A 21,620-nucleotide genomic window follows, 5' to 3' on the forward strand; every position below is an offset into this window, starting at 1 on the left:
CCTCTGCGGAGCGCGCGCGGCGAGGGCCCATCCGGCGGCGCGAGCGGCCCGGGCGGTACCGGAGGGACAGGCCCGAGCGGCGGCCCCCAGCAGGTGCGCCTCGCTTCCACGCAAAGCCTGCGCATCCACCTGCTGCGCGCGCTGGCCACGCCGCTGTTCGCGCTGGTGCTCGCCAGCGGCTCGCTGTCCTACTGGCTCGCGGCCCACTACACCACGCAGGTGTTCGACCGCGCGCTGTACGGCGTCGCCAACAATATCGCGCAGCAGATCCGCATCGCCGGTCCCCGGCTCGAACACGATATCCCCGCGATCGCGCAGACCCTGGTCGAGGCCGAGGGCAGCGACCGCATCTACTGGCGCATCCATGGACCCGACGGGCTGATCGGCGGCATGGACACCTGGCTTGGCTACGGTACCGGCCAGACCACGCTGCACGACGCGCGGCTGTTCTACGCCTGGTTCAGCGGGCGGCAGGTACGGGCGGTGCGGCTGCCGGTGCATCTCGATCCGGTGCCGGCCGCGCCGGCCGATGGCGACATCGACGTTGCCGCGGACGTTGCCGCGAGCATCACAAACAGCGTGGCCGCCAGCGCGGCGAACGGCGCGGCCAGTGTGCCGCAGGCCGCCGCCGCCCCCTCGCGCGGCCCGATCGTCGTCGAGGTCGCGGAACTGCTGGACCGGCGCGAGACCGCGGCCAACGAAATCCTGCTGTCGGTGTCGGTGCCGCTGATCCTGCTGCTGCTGGTCGGCAGCCTGATCCTGTCGCACGTGCTGAAGGAAGAGCTGGTGCCGCTGCAGATCCTGACCGACAAGCTGAACCGGCAGACCGCGCGCTCGCTGGCCTCGCTCGACGAGACCCAGGTACCGGCCGAGGTCGAGCCGCTGATCCGCGCGCTCAATGCGCTATTGGCACGGCTGCGCGACGCGCTCGACGCCCAGCGCAAGTTCATCGCCGACGCCGCCCACCAGCTGCGCACGCCGCTGACCGCGGTCAAGCTGCATGCCGACCGGGCGGTCGAGGCCGACAACGCCGAGGTGGCCCGCCACGCGCTGCGCGAGCTGCAATCGGCCGCGGACCGGGCGGTGCGGCTGTCGAATCAGCTGCTGTCGCTGGCGCGCGCCGAGCCCGGCCTGTCGCTGGAGCGGCTCGGACCGATCGAGCATTTCGACCTGGCCACGCTGGCCTTCGAGACCGGCGCCGAATGGGTGCCGCAGGCGCTGGCGCGCCATATCGACCTGGGCTTCGAAACGCTGCCGGGGCCGACCTTTACCGGCACCGCGCCGTCGATGGTGCGCGGCAACCGGCTGCTGCTGCGCGAGGCGCTGAACAATCTGATCGACAACGCGGTCAAGTACGTGCCGGCCGGCGGCCGGATCACCGTGCGCGCCGGCGGCGAGGCGATCGGCCATCGGGGCATGGCGGTGGTGATGGTCGAGGACAACGGGCCCGGCATTGCGCCGGCGCGGCGCGAGGAGGTGTTCAAGCGCTTCTTCCGCGGCGACCATGTTCCCGGACGCAGTCCCGAGGCCACGCCGGGCGGCGCCGGGCTGGGGCTGGCGATCGTGCACGAGATCATCAGCCTGCATCACGGCAGCATCAGCATCGAGGACGTGCCCGATACCGAATCCCAGCGCGAAACCCAACTCGAATCCCAGCGCGCCGACGGCACGGCACGCGCCAACATGCGCTTCGTGATCCGGATCCCGTGCGAGGCGCCGGGCGCAGGCTAAGGGCGCTGGCCCGCCCGGTGGCAAGACGTCAGCGCCGGTCCTTGGGCGCCAGCATGGTGCCGCGGCAGTTCGGGCTGCCGCAGCGGCACTCGAACTCCTTCTTCAGCTTCTTCGTATAGCGGGCGTCGATCACCAGCCCGTAGTCGTAGAACAGTTCCTCGCCCAGTTCGATATCGCGCAGCGCGTGGATGAACACGCGGCCCTTCTTCTCGCGCGCCTCGCAGTTCGGTTCGCAGGCATGGTTGATCCACCGCGAACGGTTGCCGCCAAACTTGGCGTCGAGCACGTCGCCGCCCTCGAGGCTGAAATAGAACGTGTGGTTCGGATCGTTCGGGTCGTGCGGGTGCCGGTCCAGCGCGGTCTCCCACGAGATCCGCTCGCCCTTGTATTCGATGATCCGTTCGCCGGCGGCGATCGGCGCGATCGCATAGACGCCCTTGCCGTGCACGCCGGACTGGCGGACCTCGATGCGGTCCTTGGCGGTCCTGGGCTTCTTCTCTTTTTCGGCCTTCTCGACCTTCTCCGCCTTTTGCGCCTTCGGGGCCTTGCCCGCCTTGCCGCTCTTTTCCCCCTTGCTGTCCTGCTTGCGCTTCGACTGTTCGGCCATATCCATCCTGTTTACCGTCGTTCGGTCTGTCTGCTGGTCGTGTGCCCGATGCCGGCGCATTGCCGGCCGGCGATGCGGGATGATACCCGCGCCGCGTGACGGTGCGTGGCGTATACCTGGCGCGCCCCGGCTCCGCCTGAACCCGCCTGGCAGGGGCGGGCGATCGGTTAACGCAGCAACGTGCAAGAAGCGGTCCATCGGACGCACGCCATTCCCCGAGGTATACCACTCGACAGGGGTCGCGACGGGGCCCGTTCTGTGGACAACCCCGCCTACTTCTGTGGATAAGCACGCGGGTTTGATGTGGGCCGCCTGGGGCTGGCATGGGGATGCCTCAGGCATAAGTCCTAGCCTGTTCGGCGGGCCCTTCACCAAACGGCGGAGTCATCCACCAGCCCCGGGATTTCGTCCCGATGGTTCTGCATTCGGTAAACCATTGATTCGACTGACGTATACCGACTTGTCCACAGAAGAGGGGTGGGTTTACCTACTACTACTATCCGTATACATCAAAAGAACTATCTAAACCAAAGGGACTACGTCCCCCTGTCGGCTGCGAAGAAAAACGGGAAAAACGACGTAAACCCTGCCGGCTGCGTTTACCTGCATCGGAAGGCGTATACCCGCGAGGCGTATACCGCCGGGCAAGACCAGGGTTCGAGTCGTGGTATACGCCTGAACCTTGAAAGCCGATTGCCGACAAACCCGCGTATACGGGCGGAACGCCACCCGGGACGCGCCCGCAACGCGACCAGAGCGCCTCAGAGCCCCTGGGAGCCGCCCAGAGGCCGGTGAACGCTCTGGACGGCACATGGCACCTTCCTGGCAGGCCGCGGCCGCCACGGGGCGTATACGGCCGCGCAATCGGCGCGCAACCGGCGCGCAACCGGCCGCGCAAACGACCGGGTATACGGCTGCCTGCATGGCCGCGTATACCGCACGTAAACCGTTCCGATCCCCGCTCCCACCCCCGCAGGCCTTGTCCAGTCAAGGGTTGCTGTAACAATGTCGCGCGGGGACCGGCTGGCGTGACACGGTATGATGTGGCCCGCAGCGCCTTTTCCGGGGCCACGTCCGGCACACCGGGCGGGCGGGAGGCAATGTGTTTTTTCAACTCGATACGGAGTGAAGCATGACGAAAACCGAACTGATCGACGCGATCGCAGCGGGTGTGGATGGTCTGACCAAGGCCAAGGCCGAGCAGGCACTGAACGTGACGCTGAACGCCATCATGGACGCCGTCGCCAAGGGCGACACGCTGAGCCTGATCGGCTTTGGCACGTTCAGCCAGGGCGAGCGTGGCGAACGCATGGCCCGCAACCCGCGTACCGGCGAAGAAATCAAGGTCGAAGCCGCCAAGACGGTCAAGTTCAAGGCCGGCCAGAAGTTCAAGGACGCCGTCAATCAGTAAGCTGTCGGGCGGTACCGACCAGCCCGGTTCTACATGGTCCCGCCGTGCCACCGCCTGACGCCGCAAGGCGAGCGTGGGGCACTGGGCGGGAAATGTTATCCACAGCGCAGCCGCCAGGCTTTTCCCCGTTTTTCCACCGGCATCGGCCCCCGGGCCGTGCGGCGTCCGAAGCGGCGTCGCGATGCCTCGTGCGGCATGCCGGTTCGGCGTTCCTTGCCGCGTTTTTCCGCGTTTTTTCCGCCTTCCGCGGGCCTTCCAGCGCCATTGCGCGCCCATCCCTCGTCGTAGCCCGCCGTTTTCAGGTCATGCCGATGCGCGCCTTGCCACCCGGATTTCCACAGCGTTATTCACATCGTTTCTCACATGATTTTCCACAGCGCCTGGCAGGTTTACCGGGGGCTGTGTCGACCGCGCTGCGCGGTCGTGTTTCGGCGCTGGCCGGCACGGTTGCCGCCTGCCTGCTGAGCGCCTGCGCCGTGCAGCCGCCCTCGCCGCCACCCACCGCGCGGCCCCAGGCGGCGCCGTTGCCGCAGGCCCAGGCGCAGGCGCCGACGGCGATGCCGGGCGCCACGGCGCGCCAGCGTATCGTGCAGATCGCGCTGCAGGAATGGCAGCGCTGGGGTGGCCAGACCATCCGCATCGGGCGCGACGACACCGCGTGCGTGGTCAGCAGCCCGCTGCCACCGCCGCCGCCGGCGCTGCCCGACGGCATCGAGGAGCGGATCCAGAACGGTTCGCTCAATGCCTCGTCGGCGGACACCGACGAGAGCTTCGGCACCACCGCCGCGCCGGGCTGCGCCGGTTTTCCGGACGGCACCGGCATGGAGGCGACGCCGCAAGGTTGCGCGCTGGCGCAGCGCTATTGGGCCATCGTCGGCAAGCAGGTCGATTGCCAGCAGATCACCGAGGGGCGGTGGGCCTGGTCCGCGGTGTTCATTTCCTGGGTGCTGCGCCAGGCGGGGCTCAACGAGCGCCAGTTCCTGACCGGGCAATCGCATTCGATGTATGTGGTCGACGCGCGCGACGGCATCCTGCCCGCGCCGGCCTTTCGCCTGGAGCCGCTGCCGGCGATGCCGCGCCCCGGCGACATCCTGTGCGCCGGCCGCGGCCGCGACAAATACCTGAGCGGCGTCGACGAGGTCGGCTTCGGCACCACGCCGATGCACTGCGACATCGTGGTCGAGGTAGATGCGACCGCCCGCGTGGTCAAGACCATCGGCGGCAATCTGCAGCAGTCGGTGTCGATGGAGCTGGTGGAGTTGGGCGATTCCGGGCTGGTGGACGGCTTCACCAATTCGCATGCGCCCTGGCTGGTGCTGATGCGCAACCAGTTGCCGTAACGATGGCGGCGGACGGGCTCAGGCCGCTTCGTATGGATCGCCCTCGCCGTCGTCCGCCCCGGCCAGGTCCCGGAACAGGTCCAGCTGCGCGGTGTCCGGATCGCTGGTCGCCACGCCGACGCCCAGCAGCCGTACCGGCAAGCGCCGCCGCGCATGGCCCTCGGCCAGCAGCCGCGCGTAGACGTCTCGGTCCGGCATCTGGCCGCGGCATTCCACTGTGGTCTGGCGAAAATCCGCGAAACGCAGCTTGACCGTCAGCTTGTGGATCAGGTGCTGGGCGCCCGCGCGCGCGATGCGGGCCTGCAGCTGCGCGATCAGCGGCTCGAGCTCGGCCAGGCACGCCGTCAGGTCGGGCAGATCGTCGGCATAGGTTTCCTCGACGCTGATCGACTTGCGCTCCCGCTCGGGCGATACCCGCCGTTCATCGATGCCGCGGCACAGGTTGTAGAGGCGGCCGCCGAAGCTGCCGAAGTGCCGATGGAACAGGTCCGGCGTCCACGCCCGCAGATCCGCGCACGTCTTGACGCCGAGGCGGTTCAGCTTGGCCGCCGTGACCCGGCCGACGCCGTGGATGCGCTCGACCGGCAAGGCGGCGACGAAGGCGTCGACCGCTTCGGGCCGCACCACGAACAGGCCGTCCGGCTTGTTCCAGTCGCTGGCGATCTTGGCGATGAACTTGCTGGGCCCGACGCCGGCCGACACCGTGACGCCGACCTCCTCCCGCACGCGCCGGCGGATCTCCTCGGCGATGCGCGTCGCGCTGCCCTGGTGCCGCGTGCACGCGCTGACGTCCAGATAGGCCTCGTCGAGCGACAGCGGCTCGACCAGTTCGGTGTATTCGCGATAGATGCCGAAGATCCGGCGCGACGCTTCCTTGTACTTGTCCATCGCCGGCCGCAGGATCAGCAGCTCGGGACAGCGCTTGACCGCCTGCGCCGATGACATCGCCGAGCGCACGCCATAGGCGCGCGCCTCGTAGTTGCAGGTCGCGATCACGCCGCGCCGGTCCGGCGAGCCGCCGACCGCCATCGGCCGGCCGCGCAGCGACGGGTCGTCGCGCATCTCGACCGAGGCGTAGAAGGCGTCGCAGTCGCAATGGATGATCTTGCGCAGCGGCGGGACCGGCGTGCTGGACATGGGCGTTCGGCGTTCGACGATTCGGTGCCGACTATTCAGCTCAGGCTATTCGCGCCAATAATCGAACACCGCAGACGGATCGTCGCTCTCATCCGTCGCGTCGATGAAATCGCGACGATTCTCTCCCGGGGCCGGCATGGCGATCCGATTCGTCACGCACGGGAAGGGCACGATCATGTTGCCGATGAATGGGAATGCGCGATTGGCAAGGTGTTTCATCGATGCTGTCAATAATGGGTCAGTCGACCGCCACCGCCGGCGGGCGCCGCCGCGACATCCAGAACCCCTCCAGCGCATAGAGCGCCAGCGATACCCAGATCATCGCGTAGCCCAGTTGCTTGTCGGCGGGGAACGGCTCGTGGTACAGCCAGACGCCCAGCAGCAGCTGCAGCGTCGGACCGGTGTACTGCAACAGCCCGAGCAGCGACAGCGGGATGCGGCGCGCCGCCGCGGCAAAGAACAGCAGCGGCACCGCGGTGACCGGCCCGGCCATCGCCACCAGGAACTGCACGCCCAGGCTCGCATGGGCAAAGCCGGCCTCGCCGGTCGAGAACATCCAGCCCAGCGCGGCGACGGCGAAGGGGAACAGCAGCAGCGTTTCCAGCGACAGCCCCTCGAGCGCACCCAGCGCTGCGGTCTTGCGCAGCAGCCCGTAGCCGCCGAAGGTGCCGGCCAGCGCCAGCGCGATCCACGGCAGCTGCCCGGCGGCGAAGGTCAGCCACACCACGCCGGCGGCCGCCAGCGCGATCGAGACCCACTGCGCCGGCCGCAGCCGCTCGCGCAGGAACACCACGCCGAGCAGCACGCTGAACAGCGGATTGATGAAGTAGCCCAGGCTCGCATCGACGACGCGATCGTTGGACACCGCCCAGATATAGAGGAACCAGTTGCCGCACAGCAGCGCCGCGCTGGCGACGAAGCCGAGCAGCAGGCGGCGGTCGGACCAGACCCCGCGCAGCCAGCCACAGTGCCGGCGGATGGCCAGGATGGCGCCGAGGAAGACCAGCGACCACACCATCCGGTGCAGCAGGATCTCGAGGGGCGCGATGCCGTGGAGGGACTTGATGTACAGGGGCAACAGGCCCCAGATGATGTACGCCAGCAGGGCGTAGAGTATGCCGGTCTGCATCGGAGAATCCTCTCAGAAGCCGAGGATTCTACCGGTGCGGACCGAGCCTTGCAGGCGGCGCGAAGCCGCCGTGGGGCGCTTACAGCTTGCGGGCGAAGCTGAACTGCGCGAAGGCCTGCTCGGCGACATTGAACCACGCGGCCTGGTTGTTGCGGAACACGCGCCAGTCGTCGTAGATCTTCTTGAACGACGGGTTCTTGCCGCTTTCCTCGGCATAGGCGTCCTGGGTCGCCTTGAAGCACGCCTCCATGATCTCGCGCGAGAACGGGCGCAGCTTGACGCCGTTCTCCAGCAGGCGCGCCAGCGCCTGCGGATTGACGGTGTCGTACTTGGCCATCATCGTGGTGTGCGCCTCGAAGGTCGCGGTCTCCAGCGCGCGCTTGTACAGCGCCGGCAGCTTCTCGAACTCGCTTGCCGAGGCGTAGAACGACAGCTGCGCGCTGCCTTCCCACCAGCCCGGGTAGTAGTAGAACGGCGCGACCTTGAAGAAGCCGAGCTTCTCGTCGTCATACGGGCCAACCCATTCGGCGGCGTCGATCGTGCCCTTCTCCAGCGCCGGATAGATGTCGCCACCGGCGATCTGCTGCGGTACCACGCCCAGGCGCGACAGCACCACGCCGGCGAAACCGGCGACGCGATATTTCAGGCCCTGCAGGTCGGCGACGGTGCGGATCTCCTTGCGGAACCAGCCGCCCATCTGCGCGTTGGTATTGCCGCCCAGGAAGTTGACGACGTTGTATTCCTTGAAGAACTCGCGCATCAGCTTCATGCCGTTGCCCTGCACCATCCAGGCGTTCTGCTGGCGCGCGGTCAGGCCGAACGGAATCGTGGTGTCGAAGCACAGCGTCGGGTTCTTGCCGAAGTAGTAGTAGCCGGCGGTGTGGCCGATCTGCACGGTGTTGTTCTGCACGGCGTCGAGCACCTGCAGGCCCGGCACGATTTCGCCGGCGGCGAACACCTTGATGTTGAACTTGCCGTCGGTCAGTTCCTTGACCCGGTTCGACAGCGTCTCGGCGCCGCCGTAGATGGTGTCGAGGGATTTCGGAAAGCTCGACGCCAGGCGCCATTCGACGGCCGGGTTGCTGCCTACCACGGCAGGCGCGGCCGGCGTGCCGGGGGCGCTGGCGGGGGTCGGCGCGGCGGCCTGCTCTTGCTTGCCGCAGGCGGCCAGCGCACCGGTGGCGGCCACGGCCGACGCTTTCAACAGAAAGGAACGACGTTCCATCGACTACTCTCCTCGTTTTCGAATTTTGATCCGGCCGAGGGCGAGAGAGTGCGTCGACTCCAACGCTGGCCGGGAACGCGCGGCAGGCCGTGGTACGACAGCGCGCAATAACGGGCCTGTTACCGGCGCACCCGCCGACTTGGCAGCGTGCGCCGATAACAGGCCCGGTTTTCACCCTCTGGTTTGCCCGCTCATACCCGTTCCAGCAGGCTGATCGATTATAGCGGTGCCCAATTCGCCACGGGGCCGCGCCAGGCTCCGGGTTTTCGCTAGGAAAGTGCGGTATGGCGCGCCTTCGCGGCGGCGATCCGGCATGGCGCGCGGCGTCGGCATCGGTGGCCGAACGTACGCTTTCGTCATCTGCAGTGCTCAGCCGATGGATTTTGTAACCTCTCTTGCTGTCCAATCAGCCCGACTGATAAAACCGTCGGTCCGGCACGGCCGAGCCCGTGCTCGCCGTTGCGCACCGTTGCCGCCCTGTTGTCACCGCATGTCGTTGTCCGCGTCGTCTTCCTCTCGCCGTCGTCCGCTGAACCGCTCCGTCCGTTCGTCCGTACTGCCGCGTCCGCGCTGGCTGTATCTGGCCGGCCTGGCGGCGTGGGGCATCGTTGCCTGCGCGCAGACGCCGCCGGCGCCCGAGCCCATCGCCCCACCGGTGTTCGCGCCGGCCGCCCCGGTGCCCGCGGTTGCGCGGCTGTCGAGCTGGACGCCGGATTCGAGGCCGAATCCGACGCAGAACCCGACGCAGAACCCGACGCAGAACCCGTCGGTGGAGGGTCCCGTGCCGCCGGCGGAGCCGGCAGGCTGGCAACCGCAGCAGCAGGCCGCCGACGCCGATCCGCTCGCCGGGTTGCTTCAGCGTGAGGCGCCGGCCCCGGCCGACGCCGCCACCGAAACGCTGAACCTGCCGCCCGCCGATGCGCCCGAGCAGGCCGCGCTGGCCGAGCTCGATCCAGGCCTGGCGGGACCGCCGGAGCCGTTGCCGCCCGCGCCGCCGCCGGTGGTGCTGTTCCCGAACCGGCTCGGCGAGTTCATGCCCGAGGCAATCGCGTCCGCCGGCGGCGACGCCGCGGCGCCCAGCGATGCTCCGCCGGTATTCGCCTCCAACCTGCCGAGCGCCGAACCCGCCGAGGAGACCGTCTGGAGCCTGTCCTACAGCGGCCGCGCAGCCTACGAGGACAACACCCACGCGATGCGGGCTTGTCCGGGCGGCAGCCTGTCGACCGGCATCGGCCACGGCGTGGCCTGCCAGAGCAGCGGCGAGGTCAAGCTGCGCGAGCAGCTCTATACGCTGGACGGCGGCGCTGCGATCGAGGTGGTGGCGCAGGCGCGCGGCACCAATACCACGACCATCGATGGGCGTCCCGCCCCGGTCGATCCCTATCAGCTGATCCCGCAGTTCTATACCGCGGTCAAGGGCGTGGCCGCGCTCGACGGCGCCACCATGTGGGCCGGCCGGCGCGACACGTCGCCGTTCCTGATGTCGTCGGGGCTGCTGCCGCCAACCTCCAGCGCGCTGCGTTTCGGCGTCGACGACGCCAGGATCGCCGGCGTCGGCCTCAGCTATCAGTACACCGCCCGCAACGACACCAATGGCCAGCATCTGCCCAGCTATCACTCGGTCCGCACCGCGCCGATCGGCGTCAATGACAAAGGCACGCTGCAGCTGGGTTTCACGCGCGTCCAGGCCGACGCGCTGGCCGATGCCGCCGGCGATGCCTGGTGGGCGTCGGCAATGCACGAACAGAAGGGCGTGCTGGCCGGCACCAACCGCTTCGGCCTGCAGTACGGCGCCGGCAGCCGCACCGCGATGACCGGCTACACCGGCATGGGCGACACGCTGTCGCGCGTGCGGGTCGCCGAATCGATGGAATGGAAGGGACGCGCGGGCCTGATCGGCTCGGTCGAATCGAGCCTGCAGTACGACCGCTCGGCGCTGGGCACGCTGCAATGGATGACCACGCGCGTGCGGCCCGCCTATGCGCCGACCGAGCGCTTCCGCCTGAGCTTCGAGGTCGCGCACGACCAGATTTCGTCGGGCTTCGGCGTCAGCGGCCAGCGCACCGCGCTGACGGTGGCGCCGACGCTGACGCTCGGCAAGGCCGCCGGCAACGCCAATCTGCGCGCGTTCTACACCTACAGCCGCGCCAACGACGTCGACGGCATCACCTTCGCGGCACCGGCCGACGCCTGGGCCTCGCAGGCGACGGGTTCGATCTTCGGGATCCAGCTCAATCGGCGCTGGTAGAGGTGGCGCTGGTAGGAGCGGCGCTGATGGGCGCGGCGTTGGCGGGGGCGGCGTTGGCGGGCGCGCCGTCGGCCCTTGCCGCGGCCGGGCAGCCGGCCGGCACGGTCCGCAGCAGCCAGTGGAACACCAGCGTCGCCGTCAGCGCGCCGGCGCACTGCGCCAATACGAAGCCCGGCACATCGATCGCGCGGATGCCGCTGAAGGTCGCGGTCAGTGCGCACGCCAGCGTCAGCGCCGGATTGGCGAAAGACGTCGAGGCGGTGAACCAGTAGCCCGCGCCGATATAGCCGGCCACCGCGAACGGCAGCAGGGCGGGCCGGGCGCGTGCGGTGCCCATCGCGACGGCGATCAGGCCAAACGTCGCCAGGAATTCGCTCCACCAGATCGGCGCGCCGGTGCGCGCGTGGTTCGACCCGCTCAACGGCGGCTCGCCGAACATCAGGTGGACCGCGATCACGCCCGCGACCGCGCCCGCGCATTGCATGAGCCCATAGCGCAGCGCCTCGCGCGCGGGCAGCATCCCCTGCAGCCAGGCCGACAGCGTGACCGCCGGATTCAGATGGCCGCCCGAGATGCCGCCGAAGGTCAGCAGCAGCGCGGCGAGCCCCGCGCCGCTCGCCAGCGAATTGGCCAGCAGCGCCAGCGCGGTATTGCCTGCCGCAAGCCGCTCGGCGCGCAAGCCGGAGCCGATCACCACCGCGATCAGCAGCGCCGTGCCCAACGCCTCGGCGACCAGCCTGCGCACGGGCGAGACAGCGAAATCCATGGAGGCGGCATCGGCCGGGAAGGTGGCGTGAGGACGGCGGCTGGACATCGAACGCGGAGCGAAGGTGACAGGGACCTGCAGGGACCGTGCGCGGCGCGATGTTGTCCGGCGCGGGAAGCGCGCAGTGTTCCGCCCGCCCCGCCCGCCGTCAATGCGCGCCGGTGCAGTTGTGTCCTGATCCGCGGTATCGAATGCGGCGCGCCGCTAGCCGAAGCGCACGCAATAGACCGGCGGCAGATGCGCCGACACGCAGGTCCACCGTTCGCCGCCGTTCTCCGATACCCACAGCCCGCCGGTGGTCGAGCCCATCGCCAGCCGTTCGCCGCTGTCGTCGACGGCGAGGCCGTGCCGATAGATCAGGTCGTAGGCAGGCGGCGCCGGCAGGCCTTCGTCGAACACCTCGAAGCTGCGGCCGCCGTCGCGCGTGCGGGACACCACCAGCTTGCCGTCGACCGGAATGCGGCATTCGTCCTTGGTCGCCGGCGCGAACCATGCGGTATCGGGATCGCGCGGGTGCACCGCGACCGCGAAGCCGAACTTCGACGGCCGCCCTTCGATGCGCCGCCAGCTGGCGCCGCCGTCCTCTGAACGGAAGACGCCGTCGTGATGCTGCACCCACAGCGCATCGGGCCGGGACGGACATTGCACCATGTAGTGCGGGTCCTGGATGTTCGGGTCCTCGCTGCGCTCGGGCGGCATATAGCCCGCCTTCATGCCGCGCGTGGTGGCCTCCCAGCTGTCGCCGCCATTGCGGGTCTGCCAGACGCCGCCGCACGAGATCGCGATCGACACATGGCGGCTGTCGCGCGGATCGACGCAGATCGAATGGATGCCGGGATAGTCGTAGCCGCCGCCGAACCACTGCGCCCGTTCGGGACGATCCCACAGCGGCCGGTTCAGCGCCCAGCTCGCGCCGCCATCGTCCGAGCGGAACAGGCCGCCTGGAATGGTGCCGGCCCACAGCACGCCGGGTTCGTCGGCGCCGCCGGCCTCGAGCACCCACAGCTGCTGCAGCGACCAGGGCGCGGGCCTGGGCGCGTCGGGGTCCGCCGGTGCATCGCTTGCGGCGGCGGCCTGCTCTTCCGGCTGCGGCGGATAGACCGGCACCGCACAGGCGGTCCACTCGGCCTCGCCGCGCGCGCGGCGCCACAGCTTGACGCCGAAGTGCCCCAGATTCAATGCGGCATAGAGGGTGCCGTCGCGCGGGTCGGACAGCACCATCGTGACCGGCTCGCCAAGAAAATGCGCCCCGGTTTGCTGCCACTGTCCTTCAGGCTGGCGTTCGATCTCGAACAAGCCCTTGCGCGTTGCCACGAGAAGTCGGTCGTTCATCGTTCAGGTCTCCTGGTATCGGTCGGCCGCCGGTCGCGTGGCCGTCGGCGCGTCGGCTGTCGAAACGTGTTTCGTCGAAGCCGTTGGTGCTCGCGCCCGCCGCTATCCGCCGGACAGTGCCTGCACCACGTAGACCTTGCTGTCCTCGCGCAACGCATCGCTGAGCCGTTGCCGGTCGCGAATCATCGTGCCGTCGATGAAGACGGTCACATGGCGGCGCAACTGGTTCTGGTCGTCGAGGATGTAGCCGCGCAACTCCGGCTGCTCGGCGAACACCGCGTCGAGCGCGGCGCGTACCGAGGCGGCGGGCAGATGACGGTCTGGCGTGGGGACATGGCGCTGGATCGCCGGCGCGAAGGTGATATGGGCCATGGTGCAGCGAAGGTAGGAGCGCGAAAAACAGTCACTACAGTGTAGGCGCTCGGCGCTGCGCGGGAAGGGCAAACGCGGGGAAATTCCGGCGCAGGAATGTGGACACCGCGTGTGGACACTTCGATGTGGACAACGCGGATGTCGACTGCGATCAGAACCGGCGTCTTTGCCGCTCTCGCGACAAAGACGCCGCCTGGCAGTCCTGTCTTTTGTTGACGTCGTATTTACCGCTGCGACGGCGCCGGCAAACCGCCAGGCCCGGCACCGAAGTGCGCATGGCTTTCAGCCCTTCCATCCCCGCGTCGCATGCGCGCACGCAGTCTAGCAAGAGTCGGTCGAACTGGCGACATGCGGACGAAACGTGGAAGTCCATGTGGACACGCCGGATGTGGACACGCCGGATGTGGACACGCCGGATGTGGACGGACCGATGTGGACGGACCGATGTGGACGGCCTCGATGTGGACAGCATTGCCGCGGCACGGATGCCGCGTCTCAGTCGGTGCCCGCGTTCGAGCGGAACGCCTCGAGATTGACGCCCAGCCGCTTGATCTTGTCGTACAGCGTTTTCTTCGGCACGCGCAGCAGATCGCTGGCGGCCGCGGTGCGCCCCGATGCGGCGCGCAGCGCTTCCTCGATCAGATGCCGTTCGAACACCGCGACCTGCTCGTCGAGCGAACGCGTGTCGCCGCCATTGCCGTTCGCGTTGCCGTTGCCGTTTCCGCCGCCGTTTCCACTTCCATTGCTGCCGGGCATACCGGTGCTGCCGCCCGGCAGCCCCAGCACGAAGCGGTCGGCGGCATTGCGCAGCTCGCGCACATTGCCCGGCCACGGATGCATCATCAGCTCGCGCATATGCGGCGGCGACACTTCGGGCACCGGCCGCTCGTAGCGCAGCGCCGCCTGCAGCAGGAAGTGCGAGAACAGCAGCGGAATGTCCTCGCGCCGTTCGCGCAGCGGCGGGATGTCGATCACCGCGACATTCAGCCGGTAGTACAGATCGGCGCGGAAGCGCTGCTCCGCCGCCAGCGCCAGCAGGTCGACCTTGGTGGCCGCGATCACGCGGCAGTCCATCGGCAGCAGCGTGTTCGAGCCCAGCCGTTCGAACTGCCGCTCCTGCAGCGTGCGCAGCAGCTTGATCTGCAGCGACATCGGCATCGTCTCGATCTCGTCGAGAAACAGCGAGCCGCGCTGCGCGTATTCGATCTTGCCGACCCGCCGCCGCGCGGCGCCGGTAAACGCGCCCGACTCGTGGCCGAACACCTCGCTCTCGAACAGCGATTCGGGCACGCCGCCGCAATTGAGCGCGGCAAAGTTGCCCTGCCGCCGCGGCCCGTACTCGTGCAGGCAGCGCGCCACCAGTTCCTTGCCGGTACCGGTCTCGCCGAGGATCAGCACATCGGCGTCGGTGCAGGCCAGATCGAGGATCAGCTTGCGCAGCCGCTCGACCGCCGCCGAGCGGCCGATGACCTTGGCCTCGATCGCCTGCGTGTCGGCCAGCTGCCGGCGCAGCGCCTCGACCTCGAGCGTCAGCGCGCGCTTTTCCATCGCGCGCTGCACGACCTCGGTCAGCTCGCCGGGCGAGTACGGCTTCTCGACGAAATCGTAGGCGCCGCGGCGCATCGCCTGCACCGCCATCGAGATGTCGCCGTGGCCGGTGACGAGAATCACCGGCAGCGCCGCATCGATTTCCAGCGCCTTGTCGAGCAGCGCCAGGCCGTTGATGCCGGGCAGGCGCACATCGGTGACCAGCACGCCGGCAAAGCCGGGCGTGAGGCGATGCAGCACCTGTTCGGCCGAGCCGAACGCCTCCACCGACAGCCCGGCGATCTGCAGCGATTGCGTGCTGCCCAGCCGCACCGCGGCATCGTCTTCGACATAGAGGACCGACAGGTCAGTTCGCATCGGCATGGTTCTCCTGTGCGGCGGGAAGCTGAATGATGAAGCGCGCGCCCACGATGTCGCCGCGGTTGTCCGGGTCGCCGGGGTCGCCGGGGTCGCCGGACAGGCCGAACGCACGGCGATTCTCCGCGCGCAGCGTGCCGCCGAATTCGCGGACGATGCCGGCGGAGATCGCGAGCCCCAGGCCCAGACCGACGCCCTGCTCCTTGGTGGTGAAGAACGGCTCGAACAGACGCGGCATCACGTCGTCGTCGATGCCGCAGCCGCGATCGGCGACCTCGATCGTGACCCACTGCGGGTCCGCCTGCACGTGGATCTCGAGCACGCGTGCGGCGGCGTCCTCGCTTGCGTCCGCGTTCGCCTCCTTCATCGCATCGAGCGCGTTCGACAGCAGGTTGACCAGCACCTGCTCGAGCCGGTTGCCCTCGCACAGCGCCAGCGGCGATGGCTCCGGAACCGATACCACCAGCTCCGCGCCGTCGGCGCGAATGCGCGAGTCGAGCAGGAACAGCGCGTCGGCGATCACCGTGCCGACCGGTGTGGGCACCGACTGTACCGGCGCCTTGCGCGCGAACTTCTTCAGCTGCGCGGTGATCTTGCCCATCCGCTCGACCATCTGGCAGATCACGTTCAGATTGGTCTCGACCGCATCGGTCTGGCCGCGGCGGAAGAACACGATGGTGTTGGCCGACAGCGTGCGCAGCGCCGCCAGCGGCTGGTTCAGCTCATGCGTGATGCCGGCCGACATCTGCCCGAGCGCGGCCATCTTGCTGGCCTGCACCAGCTCGTCCATCGCCGCCTTCAGCACCTGCTCGGCGCGCTTGCGCTCGGCGATTTCCTTCTGCAGCTTCAGGTTCGATCCGGACAGCGCCTGCGTGCGCATCGCGACCTTGCGTTCGAGCTCGTCGTGCGCGCGCTGCAGCGCTTCCTTGGCCGAGCGGTTCTGCGCGGCGGCGCGGCGGCGCTGCAGCACGTACAGGATCAGCAGCAGCAGAAAGCCGAGCGCGAAGGCGCCGATCACCGCGCTGTTGCGCGCCAGCGTGCGGATCGGCTCCATGTCGGACAGCACGATCAACCGCCAGTCGGTGTCGGGAATGCGCCGGCTCTGCGCGAGGAATTCGTCGCCGTCCGGCATCTGCACCACGCTGATATCGGCGGCGAAGCGGCGCTGCTCGCGAAAGCCGATCGGATCGAGCGAATCGACGGTCGAGTACTGCCGCGTCGAGGCGAGCTGCCAGCGCGTCTCGCTGGGCAGCTCGCGCAGCGACTTGAAGCGCCAGTCGGGCTGCGAGCTCAGGAACACGATGCCGTTGGCGTCGACCACCAGGATGCGGTCGTCATTGGCGAGCCACGGCTCGTCGATCTTGTCGAGGTTGACCTTGACCGCGGCCACGCCGAGCATCGCGCCGTCGCGCACGATCGGCTGCGAGAAGTAGTAGCCCGGCTCGCGGCTGACGGTGCCGATGCCATAGAAGCGGCCGGGCTTGCCCCGCATCGCGTCGCGGAAATACGGCCGGTACGAGAAGTTGATGCCGACGAAGCTGGCCGCCTCGTTCCAGTTGCTGGCGGCCAGCGTCAGGCCGTGAGAGTCCATCACGTAGATCGCGGTCGATTTGGCGGCGGCGTTGACCTCGGCGAGGAAGCGGTTGGCCGCCATCGCCAGGCCAGGTGTCGCCGGTTCGCGCAGCAGCCGCTGCACGTCGTGGTTCAGCGCGACCACCGCGGGCAGATATTCGTAGCGGCGCATTTCGCTGCGCAGTCCGCCGATATAGGCCTCGATGCGGTGCGCGGTGCCATCGCGCTGCGCGCGGATGCCGACCCGCTCGCCCCACAGATAGGCGATCGTGACACCGGCCGCCATCACCGCGCAGACGGCCGCGATCACCGCCGCGCGACGCGCCCGCCCGCGCGGCCATGCCGGCGGCGGCATCGACTGCGTCGCAGGGGAAGTCGCGGAGGAGTCCGTCATATCGATGCGCGGGAAGGGATACCGGCGGCGTGCGCCAACGACCGGCCATTAGGCAAAGCCGCGCACCGGCGCGTCAATCGGCGTAAACGTCAGGCGCGCCGATGCATCGGATCGTCGATGCATCGGCGCCCGGCCCCCTTGCCCGTCAGGGGGCACTCTGCGCGGTCAGGCGATCAGGACCGTGCCGCTCAGGGCTGCGTGACATCGAACAGCAGATTGACGGGCGACGGGCCGAACGACAGCCAGGTACCCTTCAACGGCTGCTGCTCGACGCCCGGACGCGACCAGTCGCAGACGCCGGTCGTGAAGATCGACTGCAGCCGCGCCAGCTGTGCGGGCGTCATCATCACCTTGTAGTCGGCCGGATCGATCGGCTTGAGCTGGCACTTGACGATGTCGTCGGCCAGCGGGCCACCGGCGACCATGCGCGGCGTGGTGCCGGCCGGGTACAAGGTATTGCACTGCCCAGGGCCATGCGCGGTCTGCGGCTCGATGATCTTGTTGCCGCCCGCGTCCCAGCACGCATCGACGAGGTCGGCCGGCTTGTTGCGCACCACCTTCTCGGCCTTGCTGCCCGGGCCGGTGTCGCGCAGCATCGCGGTCAGCCAGCGGTCCATCTGGTCGAAGTTGTCGTCGCGGATCGTGCCCGGTCCGACGATGACCTGGTTGTCCGCATGGCCGTTGGCCGCGATCAGCCGCGCGCGCACCGAGTAGCTGTGGATCTTGTTGTGGATGTCGCCGTTGACGCGATCGTCGAAGTAGTCGCGCTGATCGATGATCGGCGTGGTGGCCAGCCCGCCGCCGGTCGAGGTGATGCGTCCCGACTGGTAGGCGCGCGCGATCGCGTCGAGATCGCCGGCCGTGCGCTGCGCGGTCTTCTTGAAGTCGACGTCGACGCCGCCGATCTTCTCGTTCAGGTCGATGAACTGGTCGGCCGTGATCATGCCGTCGTTCAGCGCCTTCAGGCCGTATTGCACGCCGACATTGTCGATCGGCCGCTTGGCGAAGCCGCGCGCGTCCTTGCCGTAGACGTTGACGGTGTGGTCGTAGACGGTCGCCCGCACGCCGGTCGGGTTGTTGACCGGATGGTATTTCTGGTCGGCCGGGAAGCCCGCGGGGAACGACACCACCGGATCGAGGCGGCCCGCGCTGCTGCTCATCGCGGCGATGTTGCCGGGCTTCAGGTAACCCGAGATCGCCGAGCGCTGCGCATCGCTGTATTGGCCCGGCGCGTTCTGCGTGAAGTACAGATGCAGCAGGCGCGAGTCGTGCAGCTTGAAGATCGTCGACGAGGTGACGTCCGGGAACACCGAGGTCACGATGATGCCGTCGAACAGGCCCGGATAGTTGTCGCCGGTCTGGTGGCTCTGATAGGCGCCGCCCGAGCCGCCGGTGCCGATCGTGAAGAACGGCGTGCCGTAGTTCTCGATCAGCCGTTCCTTGACCATCGCGATGGTCTCGGACGACAGCAGGTCGTTGCAGTTGTTGCCGAAGGTATTGAGCGAGGCGCTGGCCACCGCGTAGCCCTTGCGCAGGTGGTTGTGGTTCAGCACCGCCACCGGCGTGCCCTGCATGTACCAGCCGCCCTGGCAACCGCCGCCGAGCGGATAGACGACCTTGCGGTTCCATCCCGCGGGCGGCGCCAGCGGCGTCGCCTCGGCGTCCTTCAACGGGTCGTGCAGGATCGCGGTCTGGTAGATCGCGCGGTTGATCGTACCGGTCTCGACGCGGACGATATAAGGTACGGTCACGCCCGCGTTGTTGGTGGTGCTGGCCAGGTCCGCCGGATACGCGGCGACCGGTGTCGGCAGCGGCTTGAAGCTGTTGGCGGTCGAGCGGTAGACGTAGTGCACGCGGCGTTCGACCGAGCAGTTCTCGTCGAGCGGCGCGCCCAGCTTGCTGCCGTCCGGCAGCGTGAAGTTCTGCGTCGCGCAGATGTAGGGCTTTTCGTGCGGGCCGGAGAAGACGGGGCCGGTGATCGGATAGTTGGTCAGCGTCAGCGTGGTACGCGCGGGGCCGCGCTTGACCTCCAGTGTGTTCTCGCCGAGCTTCAGGCCGCTGACGATGCCCAGCGCTTCGCCGTCGGCGGTCGGCGTGAAGGCGTCGCTGACATCGGTGCCGTTGAGGCTGACCTTGAACTTGTTGCCGGGCGCGCGTTCGCTGGCGCTCAGCCGGATCAGCGCATCGCCGCCGGTCACGCGCTCTGGCGCGGACGACAGCACGGTCGCCTCGACCGTGGCCCGGTGTCCCAGGCCCAGGCCGGGCGCGTTCTCCGCGCTCTGCGGCTGCAGATTGCCGCCACCGCCATCATCGCCGCCGCCGCAACCGGCGACCACCAGGGCCGCCACCATCGCGCCAGTCCCCAAGGACGGCCGCTTCCACCGAGCTGCTGTTTGCCGCATCGTCGTCTCCTGTTTGGCCGGCCTCGCCGGCACTGCCTTTTCCACGCTCCGCAGCGGAGCGGTCAGCGCGTCTGCCGTCTGTCGCGGCAGCTTGCGAGGCGCCTGCGTTGCAATGGGCGTGCCATTGCCGGCCACTATCGGTGCCGGAGACTAAGCGTCTGAAAGACAAGCGTTTTTGTCTGAGGACAATGTCTGCATCGCGGCAGACATGGATGGGAATCCGCACAGCCGCCCGCGGGTGGCGTGCGGAAAGTCGCGCCGGCGCGCAATCAGAAGTCGAGTTGCCGCGGCTGAATGCCAAGCGCGGCGGCAATCTTCTCGCGCGTCGATTTGCGCAGACGCTCGCCGCGTTCCTGCTGCGCGTACGCCGACTGGGAGATGCCGATGCGGGCCGCGACATCGGATTGGGTCAGTCCGAGATGTTCGCGCCAGGCTCGCGCGGGCGTCGCGCCTCCGACCGTGCGCCGAACCACGGCATGCGGAATCAGACCCCGTTCCTCGGCATGGCGAGCGATGTAGTCCTGTCCAGCTCGACGTGGCCATTGGCCCGTCCGGAATGCGCCTAACGAACCCAGGCCGAACAGCCGGCCGGTGCCACCGTCCCGCTGACGTACATCGCGCCATGCCGGTACAGGCGCAGCCGGTCCACTGCCTCGGCACCGCTGAGCACCCAGACGCCGCCGCCGGCATCGGTCCAGACGATGCGGGCGTCGCTGCCCTCCAGTGCGGTGAACAATTGCGAAGGCGCGGCGCCTGGGCGCATCACCACGGTGGTGGTGTCGATCGGCGCCGCCCTTGCCGGGAACAGGTTCAGCGCGGCGCCAAGCAGCGAGCCGCCGACCAGGATGGCCGCGACCCAGCTCGCGGCGATGCCGGGGCCGCGCGGACCTGCGCCCCGGTTAGGTCCGGCCCCGCTGCTCGTCTTGCGCATGCGGATGCCGACGATCAGCGGGATCACGCCGAACAGGAACAGCCAGATCAGATCCCACAGCAAGGGGTTGGGCGAGTCCATGCGGATCCGGTGGATGCCGGTGATCCAGTGCGACAGCACGGCATCGACCACGTGCCAGACGCCGAAGCCGATCCAGAAGTTCGCCAGCAGGTGCCGGGGAGCGTTGGCGATCGACAGTGCATCGCGGCTTCGGTACAGCAGCCACATCCCGATCGCCGCGATCACGTACATCAGCGCGTGGAACACGCCATCGGCCATCACCTGCAGGCGCAGATCGCCGAGCGCGCCGCGTTCGATGCCCGACAGCAAGTGGTGCCACTGCAGGATCTGATGCAGCAGGATGCCGTCGAAGAAGCCGCTCATCGCGAAGCCAAGCGTGTATCCCGCCCATGCGAACGCGCGCGGATGGATGGGTTCGGCTGCAGGAATCGCGCGGTCTGTCGGCATGGCATCGCTCCTTCGGATCGGGTGGGACGCAGTGGCGGCTCAACGCCAGCGCAACGCCAGCGCAAAGCCAAGCGGGCCGCATCGACGTCAGCCGATGGGGCCCGCTTGCGGCGACTGGTGGTCGCGGATGGACGGCGGCGCTCAGCGCGTGCCGCTCGTGCCCGTGGCGGATCCGCTCGAGGTACCCGACGAGCTGCCGCTCGTGCTGGTCCCCGTGCCGGTGCCCGACCGCGAGCTGTCGGTCGGCGTCACCGTGCCCGAGCCCGAAACGGAACCGGATCCCGACCCCGTGCCGCTGCCGGCGGCGGTGCAGCCTGCGAGTCCGCAAGCCATGGCGAAAGCCAGGGCGGCGATAGAAGTCATCGTTCTCATTTTGTTTTCCTCCAGCGGTGCGCTAAGTCCCCGTAGCGCTGACATGAACCCCGCGATCGGGGGCCGCCCGTCAATATGCAATCGGCGTTCCAATTCCGGGTTGGCGATGCGGCGATGGACCGACCGTCTGTCGGTGCGGCGCAAGACAGCCCTGGCGGCTGCGTAAGACATACCAACGCTTGTAAGCCTTGCCAACACGCGTGTCGGACGGCATGCACGTTGTTGCAGAGCGGGACGTAAGGCGGGGGAGAGGCGGGGATGGCGCGGGGCTCGGCCGG

General features: G+C 68.5%; 18 protein-coding genes. 5 read left to right on the plus strand and 13 right to left on the minus strand.

The window, feature by feature from the left end; all coding sequences use genetic code 11:
- Nucleotides 1-3: 3 nt before the first annotated feature.
- Nucleotides 4-1,731, plus strand: coding sequence for a sensor histidine kinase (locus tag LRR16_RS14000; protein WP_370646814.1), 1,728 nt, complete (start codon nt 4-6; stop codon nt 1,729-1,731).
- Between the two features lie 28 nt (nt 1,732-1,759).
- Here LRR16_RS14000 and LRR16_RS14005 read toward each other — a convergent pair whose 3' ends face one another.
- Nucleotides 1,760-2,338, minus strand: coding sequence for an SET domain-containing protein (locus tag LRR16_RS14005; protein ID WP_232206279.1), 579 nt, complete (start codon nt 2,336-2,338; stop codon nt 1,760-1,762).
- A gap of 1,132 nt (nt 2,339-3,470) precedes the next feature.
- Here LRR16_RS14005 and LRR16_RS14010 point away from each other — a divergent pair.
- Entirely contained in the window at nt 3,471-3,749 is a 279-nt protein-coding gene (locus LRR16_RS14010; RefSeq protein WP_006579334.1) for an HU family DNA-binding protein, read from the plus strand.
- Between the two features lie 401 nt (nt 3,750-4,150).
- Nucleotides 4,151-5,089 (plus strand): DUF2272 domain-containing protein, encoded by a 939-nt coding sequence (locus tag LRR16_RS14015; protein WP_370646809.1) that lies wholly within the window; start codon nt 4,151-4,153, stop codon nt 5,087-5,089.
- A gap of 18 nt (nt 5,090-5,107) precedes the next feature.
- On the opposite strand, the gene dinB is transcribed toward LRR16_RS14015, so the two are convergent.
- The 4 genes from dinB to LRR16_RS14035 all read right to left on the minus strand — a co-directional run bounded on the left by dinB (nt 5,108) and on the right by LRR16_RS14035 (nt 8,580).
- The gene (gene dinB / locus LRR16_RS14020) at nt 5,108-6,226 is read right to left on the minus strand and encodes a DNA polymerase IV (protein WP_006579855.1); all 1,119 of its coding nucleotides are present in this window, start codon (nt 6,224-6,226) and stop codon (nt 5,108-5,110) included.
- A 45-nt stretch (nt 6,227-6,271) separates the two neighbouring features.
- On the minus strand, nt 6,272-6,445 hold the full coding sequence (locus LRR16_RS14025) for a hypothetical protein (protein ID WP_232206281.1): 174 nt from the start codon (nt 6,443-6,445) through the stop codon (nt 6,272-6,274).
- Between the two features lie 19 nt (nt 6,446-6,464).
- A complete protein-coding gene (gene rarD / locus LRR16_RS14030; protein WP_232206282.1) occupies nt 6,465-7,355 on the minus strand; it encodes an EamA family transporter RarD in 891 nt (296 codons plus the stop codon).
- Nucleotides 7,356-7,434: 79 nt separating this feature from the next.
- Nucleotides 7,435-8,580 carry a TRAP transporter substrate-binding protein gene (locus LRR16_RS14035; RefSeq protein WP_023265089.1) on the minus strand — a complete coding sequence of 382 codons (1,146 nt, stop codon included), beginning with the start codon at nt 8,578-8,580 and terminating at the stop codon, nt 7,435-7,437.
- 490 nt (nt 8,581-9,070) lie between these two features.
- On the opposite strand from LRR16_RS14035, the gene LRR16_RS14040 reads away from it, so the two are divergent.
- The gene (locus LRR16_RS14040) at nt 9,071-10,828 is read left to right on the plus strand and encodes a carbohydrate porin (protein ID WP_232206283.1); all 1,758 of its coding nucleotides are present in this window, start codon (nt 9,071-9,073) and stop codon (nt 10,826-10,828) included.
- Here the strand turns inward: LRR16_RS14040 and LRR16_RS14045 are convergent.
- The 8 genes from LRR16_RS14045 to LRR16_RS14080 form a co-directional block, all read right to left on the minus strand.
- A complete protein-coding gene (locus LRR16_RS14045; protein WP_232206284.1) occupies nt 10,812-11,594 on the minus strand; it encodes an MIP/aquaporin family protein in 783 nt (260 codons plus the stop codon). The genes LRR16_RS14040 and LRR16_RS14045 overlap by 17 nt on opposite strands.
- Before the next feature lie 204 nt (nt 11,595-11,798).
- Complete coding sequence (locus LRR16_RS14050; protein ID WP_023265092.1) at nt 11,799-12,926, minus strand: glycosyl hydrolase; 1,128 nt, start codon at nt 12,924-12,926, stop codon at nt 11,799-11,801.
- 102 nt (nt 12,927-13,028) lie between these two features.
- A complete protein-coding gene (locus LRR16_RS14055; RefSeq protein ID WP_006579802.1) occupies nt 13,029-13,298 on the minus strand; it encodes a MoaD/ThiS family protein in 270 nt (89 codons plus the stop codon).
- A 495-nt stretch (nt 13,299-13,793) separates the two neighbouring features.
- Nucleotides 13,794-15,209 carry a sigma-54 dependent transcriptional regulator gene (locus LRR16_RS14060; protein ID WP_232206285.1) on the minus strand — a complete coding sequence of 472 codons (1,416 nt, stop codon included), beginning with the start codon at nt 15,207-15,209 and terminating at the stop codon, nt 13,794-13,796.
- Nucleotides 15,193-17,169 (minus strand): ATP-binding protein, encoded by a 1,977-nt coding sequence (locus tag LRR16_RS14065; protein WP_232206286.1) that lies wholly within the window; start codon nt 17,167-17,169, stop codon nt 15,193-15,195. Before LRR16_RS14065 ends, LRR16_RS14060 begins: the two co-directional genes overlap by 17 nt.
- Nucleotides 17,170-17,357: 188 nt before the next feature.
- Entirely contained in the window at nt 17,358-19,520 is a 2,163-nt protein-coding gene (locus LRR16_RS14070) for a DUF6351 family protein (protein ID WP_232206287.1), read from the minus strand.
- A 320-nt stretch (nt 19,521-19,840) separates the two neighbouring features.
- A complete protein-coding gene (locus LRR16_RS14075) occupies nt 19,841-20,146 on the minus strand; it encodes a helix-turn-helix domain-containing protein (RefSeq protein WP_232206305.1) in 306 nt (101 codons plus the stop codon).
- The gene (locus LRR16_RS14080; protein ID WP_232206288.1) at nt 20,134-20,970 is read right to left on the minus strand and encodes a DUF2243 domain-containing protein; all 837 of its coding nucleotides are present in this window, start codon (nt 20,968-20,970) and stop codon (nt 20,134-20,136) included. Before LRR16_RS14080 ends, LRR16_RS14075 begins: the two co-directional genes overlap by 13 nt.
- On the opposite strand from LRR16_RS14080, the gene LRR16_RS14085 reads away from it, so the two are divergent.
- Nucleotides 20,969-21,508, plus strand: a complete 540-nt coding sequence (locus LRR16_RS14085; protein ID WP_232206289.1) for a hypothetical protein — start codon at nt 20,969-20,971, stop codon at nt 21,506-21,508. The two genes, LRR16_RS14080 and LRR16_RS14085, sit on opposite strands and share 2 nt — an antisense overlap.
- The last annotated feature ends 112 nt before the right edge of the window (nt 21,509-21,620 follow it).

Origin of the sequence: Cupriavidus sp. UGS-1, from assembly GCF_021213615.1 — a bacterium.
Classification (GTDB): Bacteria; Pseudomonadota; Gammaproteobacteria; order Burkholderiales; family Burkholderiaceae; genus Cupriavidus.